Origin of the sequence: Paraburkholderia sp. BCC1886, assembly GCF_900996245.1 — a bacterium.
Classification (GTDB): domain Bacteria; phylum Pseudomonadota; class Gammaproteobacteria; order Burkholderiales; family Burkholderiaceae; genus Paraburkholderia.
In genome coordinates this window covers 1-487 of sequence record NZ_CAAJGK010000104.1, presented here as the reverse complement: position 1 = coordinate 487, position 487 = coordinate 1, and the positions used below count along the sequence as shown (strand labels likewise).

Genomic DNA, 487 nt, shown 5'->3' with positions numbered 1-487 from the left:
GGCCGACGACCTGCTGCCTTCGAACTCGACGACCGACGCGGCGCCGGCCGGTCCCGCTGGCCCCGCGAAACTCGCCGGCAGCGGCGGCGCGGCCCAGGCGCTGCCGGCCATCTCGGTGGGCGCCGAGCGCGCCGCCGCCGATGCCGGCAATCTCGGCAAGCCGGCCGGCACCGGCAGCCGGCTCGGCCTGTCGAGCCTCGACACGCCGGCCAGCGTCGAGACGCTCGACGGCGAGCGGATCCGCGAGCGCGGCGACACCAGCGTGCTCGATGCCGTCACGCGCGCGGCCGGCTTCGCGGCCAACGCGGCGCCCGGCAACGGCGGCACGTCGGTATCGGTGCGCGGCTTCAGCGGTCCCGAATCGATCACCACGCTGTATGACGGCACGCGCATGCTGGTGGGCGCGGGCACGGTGAGCTTCCCGGTCGACACCTGGTCGGTCGAGCGCGTCGAGGTGCTGCGCGGGCCGGCTTCGGTGCTGTACGGC

The 487-nt window shown here is 76.0% G+C and carries 1 protein-coding gene; it reads left to right on the top strand.

The features are described 5' to 3' along the window. Positions 1-487, top strand: a 487-nt coding sequence (locus FQ746_RS30415; protein ID WP_144113526.1) for a Plug domain-containing protein, incomplete at both ends; no start/stop codon positions are given.